The sequence below is a fragment of the Bdellovibrio bacteriovorus genome, assembly GCF_001592755.1.
Classification (GTDB): Bacteria; Bdellovibrionota; Bdellovibrionia; order Bdellovibrionales; family Bdellovibrionaceae; genus Bdellovibrio; species Bdellovibrio bacteriovorus_E.
This window is the reverse complement of the sequence record NZ_LUKF01000012.1, coordinates 54,285-66,657: the sequence shown is the minus strand read 5'-3', so window position 1 is coordinate 66,657 and position 12,373 is coordinate 54,285. Positions and strand designations below refer to the sequence as shown.

The 12,373-nt window shown below is 45.8% G+C and carries 10 protein-coding genes; 3 read left to right on the top strand and 7 right to left on the bottom strand.

Annotation, left to right across the window (positions count from 1 at the left end; genetic code table 11):
* The first annotated feature begins 2 nt into the window (after window positions 1-2).
* From cutA to AZI85_RS07045, 3 genes are read left to right on the top strand one after another with little or no spacing between them, the layout of a single operon-like run.
* On the top strand, window positions 3-317 hold the full coding sequence (gene cutA / locus AZI85_RS07055; protein ID WP_063243428.1) for a divalent-cation tolerance protein CutA: 315 nt from the start codon (window positions 3-5) through the stop codon (window positions 315-317).
* A gap of 33 nt (window positions 318-350) precedes the next feature.
* Window positions 351-866 carry an orotate phosphoribosyltransferase gene (locus AZI85_RS07050; protein WP_063243427.1) on the top strand — a complete coding sequence of 172 codons (516 nt, stop codon included), beginning with the start codon at window positions 351-353 and terminating at the stop codon, window positions 864-866.
* A gap of 39 nt (window positions 867-905) precedes the next feature.
* Complete coding sequence (locus AZI85_RS07045) at window positions 906-1,868, top strand: hypothetical protein (protein ID WP_063243426.1); 963 nt, start codon at window positions 906-908, stop codon at window positions 1,866-1,868.
* Window positions 1,869-1,914: 46 nt separating this feature from the next.
* On the opposite strand, the gene AZI85_RS07040 is transcribed toward AZI85_RS07045, so the two are convergent.
* From AZI85_RS07040 to topA, 7 genes are all read right to left on the bottom strand, one after another.
* Complete coding sequence (locus AZI85_RS07040; protein ID WP_063243425.1) at window positions 1,915-2,712, bottom strand: phosphatase domain-containing protein; 798 nt, start codon at window positions 2,710-2,712, stop codon at window positions 1,915-1,917.
* Window positions 2,713-2,912: 200 nt separating this feature from the next.
* Window positions 2,913-3,755, bottom strand: coding sequence for a class I SAM-dependent methyltransferase (locus AZI85_RS07035; protein WP_063243424.1), 843 nt, complete (start codon window positions 3,753-3,755; stop codon window positions 2,913-2,915).
* A complete protein-coding gene (locus AZI85_RS07030) occupies window positions 3,755-4,810 on the bottom strand; it encodes an alpha-ketoacid dehydrogenase subunit beta (protein WP_063243423.1) in 1,056 nt (351 codons plus the stop codon). Before AZI85_RS07030 ends, AZI85_RS07035 begins: the two co-directional genes overlap by 1 nt.
* Window positions 4,810-5,919 (bottom strand): thiamine pyrophosphate-dependent dehydrogenase E1 component subunit alpha, encoded by a 1,110-nt coding sequence (locus AZI85_RS07025; protein WP_081110944.1) that lies wholly within the window; start codon window positions 5,917-5,919, stop codon window positions 4,810-4,812. The genes AZI85_RS07030 and AZI85_RS07025 overlap by 1 nt, the downstream gene beginning before the upstream one ends.
* 476 nt (window positions 5,920-6,395) lie before the next feature.
* Window positions 6,396-8,414, bottom strand: coding sequence for a S41 family peptidase (locus AZI85_RS07015; RefSeq protein WP_063243421.1), 2,019 nt, complete (start codon window positions 8,412-8,414; stop codon window positions 6,396-6,398).
* A gap of 122 nt (window positions 8,415-8,536) precedes the next feature.
* Window positions 8,537-9,436 carry a hypothetical protein gene (locus AZI85_RS07010; protein ID WP_063243420.1) on the bottom strand — a complete coding sequence of 300 codons (900 nt, stop codon included), beginning with the start codon at window positions 9,434-9,436 and terminating at the stop codon, window positions 8,537-8,539.
* Between the two features lie 79 nt (window positions 9,437-9,515).
* Window positions 9,516-12,236, bottom strand: coding sequence for a type I DNA topoisomerase (topA, locus tag AZI85_RS07005; protein ID WP_063243419.1), 2,721 nt, complete (start codon window positions 12,234-12,236; stop codon window positions 9,516-9,518).
* Window positions 12,237-12,373: the final 137 nt, after the last annotated feature.

Below are 12,373 nucleotides of genomic sequence, written 5' to 3'. Positions count from 1 at the left end.
TTATGATCCTTCTTTATGTTCCTTGTCCTGACAAAATCACGGCGCAAAAAATCGCTCAATCTTTATTAGAAGAAAAGCTTGTGGGCTGTGCGAACATCATTCCCGGAATGGAATCGATGTATTGGTGGGAAGGAAAAATCGAGACAAGCTCCGAGTATATCCTGATCTTAAAAACCTTGAAAAGATCTGACGCGCAGGAAAGAGTCACAAAAAGAGTGATGGAGCTGCATCCGTATGAAGTTCCTTGTGTGATGACTCTCCCCGTCCTAGGAATCAATGAATCCTATAAGAAGTGGCTTGAAGAAAGCATGAAGTAGCCAATATGATGGCCTAAAACCGCAGGAGCCATCATGACCAAGCAAGAACTCGCTAAAAAGATCTACGACGTTGCGCACTTGACCGGAGAATTCAAACTTCGTTCAGGCCAAGTTTCGAACGAATACTTTGATAAGTATCGTTTTGAGGCACAACCCGCTTTGCTTCGTGAAATCGCAAAACACATGGCTCCAATGATTCCTCCCGGAACAGAAGTTTTAGCGGGACTTGAAATGGGCGGCATCCCGATCGCGACCGCTTTATCTTTAGAAACGGGCTTGCCCTGCGTTTTCGTTCGCAAAGAAGCCAAAGAATACGGCACCTGCCAGTTTGCTGAAGGCTTAGACGTCAAAGGCAAAAACGTTTGTGTGATCGAAGACGTCGTCACAACCGGCGGCCAAGTGGTTTTATCCACAGCAGATTTACGCTCTATCGGCGCAAACATCAGCCACGTTTTATGCGTGATTCATCGTGGCCCCGTATTCCCAGAACCTAAACTTACCGAAGTGGGCCTGGCCCTAAGTCCACTCTTCAAGAAATCCGATTTTTAGCCGATAAAAAGGACTGGTTTACCTACCAGGAGAATCCGAATGAAAAGGCTTCTATCAGTCCTTACAACGGCGGCCCTCTGCTTGTCTTCCGCAAGCGCGCTGGCGAAGTATGATAAATTCGAGTGCGTTACGAACGACTCTTTACAACTGAGTTCGCTGGAATGTGTTGCCTGTGGAATCTCCAAGTACTACTCCGATCAGGGAATTGATTTTCAGCCTTCACATCGATGGTTGGCTCTTCTTGCTACGGTTGTGCGCGAAGAGAAGTTAACTTCCAAAGGGGGCCGAGGTCCCGTCTCAGACTTAGACGCAAAAACCGTTTTTCTACAAAAAGTAATTAATCGTGTTCAAGCATACGGCGTATGCTCCGAATTTACCGTTAAGAATATAGACTCTCGATCCCGTGAAATGCACGACATGTCAGCCAAAGATTGGGGAGTTTTTATGCATTTCATTAGTAAAGACACCATTCCTGACGAAAAACATTATGATGAATTAGCGGAGTCACTAGGATTTAAATCAAACAGACTCCTCTCGGTAATTGGAAAAAATGGTCCGAAGGCAAGCCTCGATTATCTATTCGAGAATCATGAAAAAGACGAAGTGTTTTTAGATGACAAACGAAAGCAATTTAAAGAAAAGCTTAACCAAGCCTTGGAGCCTGACTACACGATTTCGGGCGACAAAAAAGAAAAAGCTTTAGACTTCATTCGTTCTGGTGATAAAGGCCAAGGATTGAGAGGTTGCTTAGCCGAAATTAAGGAAAGATTTTTCAGAAAACCTCTATCGGATAAAGAGACACATAAGATGTGTGCGGTTATCGCGAATTCTTGCGACATCGCACGAGGAAATTCTCTAACAAGAAAAGATGATTTCTGTGTTCTTAACGGGATGGGACTTCGTCCCGCTTCAACAACTCAGCCACCTCCATTTGGCGGCAACGGCGGCGGACGAATGCCTCCTCCACCAAGACCTGCAACTTCAGGAAAAGGTATCAACTAAAAAAAGCCCTCGAGAGATCGAGGGTTTCTTGTTTTTTGCGAACGCTTTATTCTTGCGAACAGCGGCCGGCGATGGCGGCTTTGATAACTTCTAGCTTTTCTGTTGTGCCTTCGACATCCCATTGCCATTTGAAGTCGCGGCAGTCTTGCCAGCTTGGGAAAACCATGTGGCCGTAGTTTTCAGAGCCATCGTCGCGCTTGAGGCGTTTGTAGACGACTTTTTCGATGCGGTTGTAGGATCTGACAGGCAGGATTTCTCTTTGAATTAGATCAATTGCCAGTTCTACGGAAGTCACAAAACCGATTTGGCCTTCCATCGTCGGATATTTGGAATCTGCAAGTTTTGAATAGGCTTCACGAATATACTGAACCGCCGGAATATGCGGGTGCTCTTTCACCATTTGATCATACACCGCAGCGTCGAACTGGCCATTATCGCCGAAGTAAATTACAAGCTCAGGACGCTTCTTCGCCAACAGTTCACGAATCACTTTTTGTTTTAACTCCGGATCTTGAGCGATACCGGGATTCGTGTGCAGCTTTGTAAGTGGAAAGTCATTTTCTTCCAAAAACTCTTCGTGCTTATCGGCCATAAGAATTCGCGGAGCCAAACTGACGTAATGGAATTCGATATTGCGACCGTATGTCTTTTTCAATTCCTGATAAAGATCGGTCATCCCCGCGAAGCGACTGTCGTCATCGAAGAAAGAAGTTGCGGCACGTTTTTTATTTAAAACATTGCTGACTTTGATGGTGTCGTCGATATCCGAAATGACCAGCACTTTCGCTAAAGCCATTTGCGAAACCAAGCTTAATGACAACACCAATCCTGCCACTATTTTCATACGACGTCCTTTCTAAGATCGCGAACATTCATACTCTTAACTTACGAAAAGCCTTACCCGGATAAGCCGACTAAAAAGTAGACAGCAAGCGCCAGCCTGCGTCCCTTAGGGACTTCAGATAAGTTTTAGAGCATTTGAATGTCACGATTTTGAAAAGAGCAAAGAAAAGACCAAAAAAAAAGCGGGTCTCCCCGCCTTTCCTATTTTTCACCTACGACGTAGGCAATCCAGCTTTGACAAGCTTCTCCGTGATCCACACGGGTGAAGTTTCCGTCTCCAGAACCGTCTTTCGCGGTTCCTTCCCAATAGACATGCGTCTTTCTGAAGCCCGCCTCCATCATAATGTCGCGGATTTCAGGGATCGTCCAAATTCTCCAGTCATACGTGAAAACTTGTTCGATCTTCTTCCCGCCCACGCGGAAATGGATGTGAAAAAGAGCTTCGTTGGTCACAGGATCAAAGTTTGTTTGATCCCAATAGTACGTGAAGCCTTCATGCTTAATCGTGTCTTCAATAGCGTCGTAACACTGACTGCCACCGAAAATATCCACTAAGAACATGCCATCTTTATTCAAAGACTTTAATGCATTCACGAAATACTTTTTGATCACTTCACGTTGTTTAAAGCAGAAGTAAGAAAAGTTCATCGCGGCGATAACATCGGCCTTAGGCAAGTTCGGATCAAGAACATTGCCCTCAATCAACTTCATACGACGTTGTTGCTCAGGACGAAGTTTCACAAGATAGTTCTGACGTCCGTAAGCCATGGGTTCTGGATCTAGATCAATCCCCACCGACTCGTGACGAGGATTCAGTTTAATCCACTCTGTCGACAACGCGAAAGTTCCGCAGAAGTCTTCACGGAATGTACGCGGGTTTTTCCCTTTCAACTCTTTGTAAGTATCACGGATAAAAACCACATCGTTTTCAGCGGACTGAACAGCCTTACGATAAAGTTCGTATTTGTCGAAGTGAACCTTCGAACTTTTCTTGTTCACACGACGGCGAACTTTTTTCTTATGAGCCAGATCCATTTTTGCCATTAAGGTACTTCCGCCACGACTTCGCGAATCGCCGTCTCAATATCATGCAATTGAGGAACGGAATTCTTTTCTAGATTTGGATGTAAACCAATGCCCGGCAAGTTTTTACCTGCAAGAACACGTGGACGCGCCATCAATTGATAGAACAACTCTTGAGTTGCACGGTAAGCCAAGTGCTCACCGAAGTTTGTCACTTCAGTGTCTTCGTTCACGAAAAGCACACGACCCGTTTTTTCGATAGACGATTTAATCATCTGCCAATCATACGGATAGATAGAACGAAGATCGATCACTTCAACCGAGATGCCTTCGCCCGCAAGTTTGTGAGCCACTTCATCACAAAGATGAACCATGCGGCTGTAAGTAACAACCGTGATATGCTCACCTTCATGCGTGATTTTACCCTTACCGATAGGAACGATGTACTCTTCCAAATCCGGCCAGCGAGGTTTCCAGCCTTCGGCGTTTTGCACGGGCTTATCAATCATCGCTTTTAATTCTTTTTCGTCTGATGGCTCACCCGGGATCAACTCGTCACCCTTATGGCGCATCAAAGCTTTTGATTTAAGATACAAAACAGGATTTGGATCTTTGATCGCCGCTAGCATCAAGCCGTAAGCATCCAAAGGATTCGAAGGCATCACGATCTTCCAACCTGGAAGACGAGACGCCCACGCATCAAAGGAGTGAGAGTGGTACACAGATCCAAAGATCCCCGCGCCCACCGGAGTCATCACAACCATTGGCAACTGAACTTGACCGTTCGTACACCACAAAGTGTTTCCAGCAATTTTTAATAGATCGATCGTGTTGAAGATATAGTCCGCGAATTGGATTTCAGCCACACACTTGTCGCCACCCATCGCGATACCCATCGCCATACCGATGATACCACGCTCATCCAGCGGAGAATTCCACGCTGTCTTAAGACCTTGAGTCGCCGTGAAAACACCACCGAGTGGCGCTCCCACGTCTTGTCCGAAAATATCTTTTACGCCCAAATTAGTTTCACCGTAGTGAAGGGCCATTCTGATAGCTTGTGCTACGCTTGCCATTAGAATTTTCTCCAGTCTGCATTTTCGCTATCAACGTAAACATGTTCCCAAACGGATTCTGGTGTCGGCACAGGCTCCGTACGAGCTTGCTCTTGAGCCGCAACACCTTCTGCTTCATAGATTTCCCAGATTTTCTTCGCCGCTTTTTCAGTCAAGATTCCAGCGTCGATCAGGCGATTTTCAAAAGTGAAAACAGGATCTACCATGCTAGCTTTTTTATTAGCACCATCTGCCGAAGAGTGGCCGTACAAACGACTGACGTGAGCCTCAATGAACGAAGGCTTCCCTGTTTTACGGATGTATTCCATCTCTTCTTGCATCGCCAAGTAGGTCTCAACAGGATCATTCCCGTTGATCACACGCGCACGAATGTTGAAAGCCTTCGCGCGATCCGCAATATGCGTTTCACCGTGCTGACCTTCAAACGGAGTTGAAATACCGAATTTATTATTTTGAACAGTGATAAGAACCGGAAGCTCTTGCCCCTTACGAGAAGCCAAGATCAGGGCTGAAGCGAAATCACCTTCCGCCGTCCCCGCATCACCACCAGTCACAATCGAAAGAGCTTTTTTACCAAAGCGCTTTTGCACGTGAGCCGTACCACAAGCCAAAGGATACTGAACTTCGATAGGAGAAGTCACAGGAGCCACGTTCCACTGAGGGAAACAATAGTGATTGGCAAAGTTACGACCACCCGTCGAAGGATCTGTTGCACGATTCATAATCAAACGAATCGAGTCCACCATATTCATCCCCAAAGCCACCATCGTCGGAGTACAACGGTAGTGCAAGTGGAACCAGTCATAAGCAGGCCCTTGCCCCTTACGAGCCAACAACCCGAGCGGAACACCAAAAGCTTCCTCTCCAGGTCCACCGATCCAGAAATAAGCTTCACCAGCTTTGTAGATCTTAATCAAACGCTCTTCAAGAACGCGTGATTTCACCATCAAATCATGAATACGAAGTAAAAGATCTTCCGACAACCCACCAAAGTTATCCGCTTTGGCCGAAGCTTTCTTAGAACCCTTAACAGCCGTCTTAGCCGAAGCCTTCACAGACTTCTTAGCCGCAGACTTACTGCCAGCTTTCACAGTGGTCTTTTTAGACATGAACTACCCCTTAAAATAGGACCCAAATTGCCGCTCTATCTAAGCGAAAAGAGAAGCTTTTGTCACGGCCAAAGAACCCCAAAAACCCGCTGAAAACCAATTAAACCGCCTCCCCACCTAAAAAACACCGGAAAGGACGCTTCATTCCCCAAAAAAAGGAACCACCCAAAGAAAAATTCCGGGATTTTCTTTGAAAGAAGGAAAGGAATTCCAGCACAGATTTGCGGTGGCAAGGAGGGAGCCAGCTTAGGGACCCAAGCGCGAAGTGCGGCCTTCGCCGGCGCAGGATGCGCGAACCGCCCCAACGGGCGGCGGCGATGAGCAAGGACGCGTGCCGCACGAAGCGATTGGAGCCCTAAGCCTGGCCCCCTCCTTGCCACCGCAAATCCGTCGCTCGAAGCCCTCCCCCTCCGTTCGAAGCAAAAAAAAAGCCCAGAATTTCTTCTGGGCTTAACAACAACGAACGTGGAACGAAGCTACTTGGCGCTGGCTTGTTTGGGGGGCACGAGAGCTTTCCCCTCTTGCAGCTGAATCAAATCAAGAAGTACATTTTCCGCTTCCTGAATATCAGGTCGCTTCAAGTACTCTTCATTTTTCTTAGCCTTACTAGCAGTCTTTTTCGCTTTTTCTTTTTTATCTTTTTCGTTCTTATCTTTTAGCACTTCGCTGACACGGATTAATTTTCCGCGCGCTTTGGCTTTGTTCAACTCATCAACGATCTTTTTGAATTCATCGTTTTTAGCAACGCGATCCGCAGATCTTTCTTTCAATGACTTGATCCAATCAGACTTCAACTCTTTCCAAGTACCAGGGCCTTCTTTCACGTAAGCATCTGGAGACAAGAACGCCTCGATAGTTTTTGGAGGCAAAGAGTAATCCATGTACTTCTCACCGATATCATCAGTGCTGAACGGACCCGGAAGAACTACGTCGGCATCAACACCACGGTGCTGCGTCGATTTACCACCAGGAATGAAGAACATACCTACAGTGACTTTGATCGCGCCCAAGTTATTCGGGATCGGAAGAACGGATTGAACAGAACCTTTACCGTAAGTGTGGTCACCACCGACGATCACGGCACGTTTATAATCTTGCAAAGTCCCTGACACGATCTCTGAAGCCGAAGCAGAAATACGGCTTGTCAACACAACAAGCGGGCCGGCCCAGTCTACGGCTGGATCTGTATCACGCAATGCAGACTCAGCACGTCCTTCATTTTTAGAAGACTGTTTTACGACGTTTCCAGTTTGGAAGAAAAGACCAGCGATCTTCACGGCGTCTTCTAAAGATCCACCACCATTATTGGAAAGATCTAGAACTAAGCCATCGACTTTTTTATCATTCGCCTCTTTGATCAGCTTTTTCATGTCGGAAGCTGACGAGCGACCGCCACGGCGAGAATCCGCGTAAAAGGATGGGAAGTTGATGATTCCCAATTTCTTTTTCTGACCGTTGATTTCTTTATCTTGATAAATGATAGAAGCGGCTTCGTCTTCAAGGTTTACTTTTTCACGAGTCAAAGTAACATCGAAACGATTTTTCGCATCACCGGATTTACGCAAGATCGTCAAACGCACTTTCGTGCCTTTATTACCACGGATTTTTTTAACAACGTCTTTTAAATCCATGTCGATCACGTTTTCCATCGGTCCTTTTTCCTGACCGACAGCGATGATTTTATCTTGAGGCTCAATCAAACCTGATTTCGCAGCAGCTCCGCCCGGAACCAGTTGTTCAACAACCGTGAAACCATCTTGAGAAGAAAGAGTCGCCCCAATACCTTCCAAAGAAAGACGCATTTGGATTTCGAAATCTTCAAGCACATCACGAGAGAAGAAACTAGAATGTGGATCCAAGGCTCTAGCAAAAGAATCAAGGTAGCCAGAGAACAAATCATCCAAAGAAGTTTCTTGAGTTCTCTTCACCGCGCGCTCGTAGTTTTTCGCAACATTCTTTTTCGCTTCTTCAAGCTTCATGTCTGTCGCTAGGTAGTTCCCGATTTGGAACTGGATGTATTTTTTCAAATACTCGTTCGCTTCAGTGGCATCTTTAGGCCATGGTTTTTTATCCGGATCGAAAGTGAATTCTGTTTGTGCATCGAATTTAAATTCTTTGCCTAGGTATTTTTTTGCGAACTCCGCACGATCTTGCACTCTTTGCAAAACGATTTTCTGAGTGGCTTCCAAGAATGAACAGTCACGGTTTTTAGTTTTATCAAAAACATTGCCCGCCGTTTTTTTAATGGAATCAACATCAGCTTGTGTCAGATAAATTTTTGAAGGATCCAAACGTTTAAGATATTGATCCATCACGCGAACTTGCAATTCTGTATCGCGGTTAGAATATTTCACGTGATTCGCTAAGAAACCTTGTTCGATCACAGTGAGATAGCGGCACTCTAAGCCCTCTTTTAGCTGTGCAGATGCCAAAGAGGAAACGGCCAAAGAGCCGGCAATAATGAAACCTTTAACGCCATTTGAGAATGAACTCATGCTGATCCTTCCATGCAGCTTCCCCTCTAGGAAGCCATACTGATTTCACTAGATTATCAAAGATTTAAAAGGAGGCATGCAATTTATGAAGGACGTTATAAATTAGGACTTGTTATTTATTTTTAAGACTTTTGTCGATCTTCTTCAAAGAATGACAGTTGTGAGAGGTTCTCCACTTTTTCACCGCGCAGACCGCCCAATTTTATCTCATGCTTCACGAAGTTTCCGTGTTGAGTCTCAATCAGGAAGAAAGACATCTCGGGGAATCTCGCCTTAAGTCGAGTCATTTCTTCGGCAATAAGTTGGATATTCTTTGGGTCGTCATCCGACATACCGAAGCGGTGATGAGGATTGTAACCATAAGTTTCGATCGCCTTTTCCACACTCGCACGAATGGCGCGTTGCTTAAGTTCCGCCGTGCCTTCTTTAAGTTCTGCATCACCCAAAAGTGCACGCGTCTCTTTGTGACTCACGGGATAGACACTGAGGTAGTTGGGCTCCAAAGGAAGAAGTTTATTTTGAACGAAAACGCGGATCCCGTCTTTCAAAGTTTCGGGATGGTGTCCGCGGGCAGTAATAACAGACAAGGGACGCTGATTGAAGGTCGCGTGATAGAAACACTCCCAAGAAGGACCTTTCCACTGGAAGTCCGGAAAACCTAAAGCCTCTGCCACGTCTTGCACGAAGATTTGTTTCTTACCTTGAAGCTTTTCGATGTCTTCGATGTGATGATCACGAAAATTACGGAACGTTCCCGTCGTGTCACAGAAATCTAAATCATAGTCCGCATAAGGACCGGATTTACCGATGCTCTGATGATACTGAGCAAAATCTCCGCTAGAGATTTTCACTTCATGACGATCCGTTTTGTGGAAAAGAATCAAAGGCGTGGTCAAGAAAGCAATGTTGTCGTCGAAGTCGAAGAAATAGAAACTACGACCGCCCAGATGAAAGTTTCTATCTTTCTCTGGGGACCGGTTGATCCCTAATTCTAGCTGTCCCTTACGGGAACTGTTACTCATACGAACTCCAACGCTTAGACCGAATAACGTGGAGCAAATTTAGCAAAGAATCCCCCTTCGGAAAAGGGGGATGAACAAATTACTTCTTTGACTTGCAAGTGACTACTTTTTTGACACCTAAGACCTGCGCTTTTTCTTTCGCGGTCTCAGCTTGCTTTAAAGACTTTTTCGGAGCTGCTTTGGGAGCTGCGGATTTGGCTGCGCCCGAGCTTTTACCCTTCGCTTTGGCTTTTCCTTTGCCCTTCGCGGGTCCGCCCTTTTCATTGATCAGAGCGACAGCTTGTTCCAAGGTCACTGTATCCGGAGTCGTTCCTTCGGGAAGGGACACGTTCACTTTTCCGCATTTGATATAAGGCCCATAAGGTCCGTTATAAACTTGGACTGCGTCCGTAGTCTCAGGATAAACACCAAGTTCTTTCAAAGGAGCTGCTTTTCCGCGACCCTTTTTCGGTTGGCTTAACATCTCAAGCGCGCGCTCAAGCGTGATGGTGAAAATGCTTTCGCCTTTCGGAATCGAACGATAGTCCCCGTCATGCACGATGAAGGGGCCGAAGCGACCCAAGCCCGCTTTGATTTCTTTGCCTGTACCTGGATGAGTGCCCAAAAGTTTTGGCAATGATAAAAGCTCCAAAGCCATTTGCAAATCCACTTGCTCTGGCTGCGTGTTCGGCGGAAGAGACGCACGTTTCGGTTTGTCATCTTCAGGACTCACGTCACCTAATTGCACGTAAGGACCATAGCGGCCATTTAAGACATAAATCGGAAGACCGGTCTTAGGATCTTTACCCAAGGCATCCGCACCATTGATTTTTTGATCAATCAACTTTTCGGCGATTTCAGGAGTGATATCGGCGGGAGATTCATTATCAGGCAATGAAGCACTGACATCTTCTCCATCACGTGTCGTTGTGACATAAGCACCGTAACGACCAACGTGGAATTTATATCTGTCCATGCCTTCTAACGTCATCGTACGAGCTTCATCAGGATTGATTTTTTCTTCCTGAGTATCCACCAAAGCACGCAGACCCTTCGGGCCTTTGTAAACAGAGGCTAAATACTTTTCCCAGTCTAAATCGCCATCGGCGATATTATCCAAGCTTTGCTCCATTTCAGAAGTAAAACCCAAATCGACGTATTCAGAAAGATAGCTGCTCAAAAGCTTTGAAACAATCATTGCCGTAAATGTTGGAACAAGAGCCGTTCCATTTTTACGAACGTAACCACGATCAATGATAGTTCCGATAACAGAAGCGTAGGTAGATGGACGGCCAATGCCTTCTTTTTCCATCGTTTGTACAAGGCTGGCCTCGGTATAACGAGCTGGTGGTTTTGTTTCATGCGATGTTGGATCGAGCTTCGCGCATTTCACAGCGTCTTTTGTTTTCAACGCTGGCAAACGCACTTCGCGCTCTGCCAAATCTGCTTCAGGATCATCACTGCCTTCTACGTAAGCACGAAGGAAACCGGCAAACTCAATCGTCATACCGGAGGCACCAAAAAGAGCTTCACCGACTTGAATTTTAGCGCTGACTTGTTTCTGACGGGCATCCACCATTTGCGAGGCAATCGTACGTTTCCAAATCAAATCATAAAGACGGAATTGAGTTCCTGTTAGACCCGTTTCATCCGGATCCATAAACTGATTTCCTGCAGGACGAATCGCTTCATGGGCCTCTTGCGCGCCTTTGACTTTTTTAGCCGCGTAAGTGCGAGGTTGCGGAGGCAAATACTCTTTACCATACTTGCTGCCGATAGAATCACGAGAGGCGGTGATGGCTTCGTTCGACAAGAATGTAGAGTCCGTACGCATATAAGTGATGAAACCCTGCTCGTAAAGTTTTTGTGCCACTTGCATGGTTTCACGCGAACTCAAACCTAATTTTCTGTTCGCCTCTTGTTGCAAAGTCGAAGTGATAAATGGCGGAGCCGGTTTTCTGAAAGTTGGTTTTTCTTCAACTTCAGTAACTGTCCAGTTCCCTGCTTTCAAATCGGCCGCAAGTTTTGCTGCTAATTTTTCATCAAGGACTAAAACATCTTTTCCCGCCGTCAACTGACCCGTAAGACCATCGAAGTCTTTACCGGTTGCGATTCTTTGATTTTTGTACTGTTGCAGACGAGATTCAAAGTTCACACCGTCTTTAGAAAGTTCAGCAAGAACTCCCCAATAAGCGGATTTTTTAAAGCGAATGCGCTCAAGTTCTCTTTCAACAATCAAACGCACAGCCACGGATTGCACGCGACCTGCGGAAAGACCGTAAGCCACTTTCTTCCACAAAAGTGGAGAAATCGTGTAACCCACCAAACGATCCAAAATACGACGCGCTTCTTGCGCACGCACTAGGTTCAAATCGATTTCACGCGTGTCCTTCAAAGCTTTTTGAATCGCATCTTTCGTGATCTCGTGAAACACCATTCGTTTTGTTGGAACTTTAGGCTTTAAAACTTCAAGCAAGTGCCAGCTGATAGATTCCCCTTCGCGGTCTTCATCGGTCGCGAGATACAGCTCTGTGGCTTCTTCAAGTTTGTCTTTTAAATTCTTTACGACTTTAGTCTTGTCCTTCGGGACGCAGTACAAAGGCTCAAAGTTTTTATCAACGTTGACCCCAAGTTGGGCCCATTTTTCTTTTTTTACTTTTTCAGGAATGTCTTTCGCAGATTGTGGCAAATCACGAATATGTCCCATGCAGGACTCAACCACATAATCTTTCCCGAGGAATTTACGAATGGTCTTAGCCTTCGTTGGGGACTCCACAACGACCAGCTTGATACCATCAGATGCTTCACTTTTTTTGGCCATGCTCTAATTCCTAAGGGCTCATCCAAAGTCGAGGGATAACGACTCTTGCAGCCCGACCTATATATATAGACAAAAAATGAAGGCGATTGCTTTCAGGTGCAAGTCTAATTTTTGACAAGCCATACCAAAGGTACCTG

Coding starts and splice junctions, on each gene's coding strand:
- cutA (WP_063243428.1), top strand. CDS start 3: ATGATCCTTCTTTATGTTCCTTGTCCTGACAAAATCACGGCGCAAAAA.
- AZI85_RS07050 (WP_063243427.1), top strand. CDS start 351: ATGACCAAGCAAGAACTCGCTAAAAAGATCTACGACGTTGCGCACTTG.
- AZI85_RS07045 (WP_063243426.1), top strand. CDS start 906: ATGAAAAGGCTTCTATCAGTCCTTACAACGGCGGCCCTCTGCTTGTCT.
- AZI85_RS07040 (WP_063243425.1), bottom strand. CDS start 2,712: ATGAAAATAGTGGCAGGATTGGTGTTGTCATTAAGCTTGGTTTCGCAA.
- AZI85_RS07035 (WP_063243424.1), bottom strand. CDS start 3,755: ATGGCAAAAATGGATCTGGCTCATAAGAAAAAAGTTCGCCGTCGTGTG.
- AZI85_RS07030 (WP_063243423.1), bottom strand. CDS start 4,810: ATGGCAAGCGTAGCACAAGCTATCAGAATGGCCCTTCACTACGGTGAA.
- AZI85_RS07025 (WP_081110944.1), bottom strand. CDS start 5,919: ATGTCTAAAAAGACCACTGTGAAAGCTGGCAGTAAGTCTGCGGCTAAG.
- AZI85_RS07015 (WP_063243421.1), bottom strand. CDS start 8,414: ATGAGTTCATTCTCAAATGGCGTTAAAGGTTTCATTATTGCCGGCTCT.
- AZI85_RS07010 (WP_063243420.1), bottom strand. CDS start 9,436: ATGAGTAACAGTTCCCGTAAGGGACAGCTAGAATTAGGGATCAACCGG.
- topA (WP_063243419.1), bottom strand. CDS start 12,236: ATGGCCAAAAAAAGTGAAGCATCTGATGGTATCAAGCTGGTCGTTGTG.